The organism is Cobetia sp. SIMBA_158, from assembly GCF_046566945.1.
Taxonomy (GTDB): domain Bacteria; phylum Pseudomonadota; class Gammaproteobacteria; order Pseudomonadales; family Halomonadaceae; genus Cobetia; species Cobetia amphilecti.
In genome coordinates this window covers 1-236 of record NZ_JAWJYL010001077.1, presented here as the reverse complement: position 1 = coordinate 236, position 236 = coordinate 1, and the positions used below count along the sequence as shown (strand labels likewise).

The window sequence follows — 236 nt, the reverse complement described above, 5'->3', positions numbered from 1 at the left end:
ACGTGACTTTTAACAAAATCAGTGCCTTCAGGCAGTTTTTTTTCAATTGCTTTAGCCACTGGTTCAAATTTAAAACAGTGCGGACAATAAAATGAAAAGAACTCTGTTACCTGTGGTGTTGTGCTTTTTTCAGTTTTAATAATCGTGTATTGGTTATTTGCCTCAAACTGTGCAGCAAAGGCTGCAAAAGGTAAACATAAAAGAAGTAGGCTCAGTTTTAGTTTTTTAAGCATTAG

The 236-nt window shown here is 34.7% G+C and carries 1 pseudogene; it reads right to left on the bottom strand.

What is annotated here, in order from left to right:
* Window positions 1-236 (bottom strand): annotated as a pseudogene (locus tag R2R70_RS23090) (thiol:disulfide interchange protein DsbA/DsbL); the annotation flags it as partial.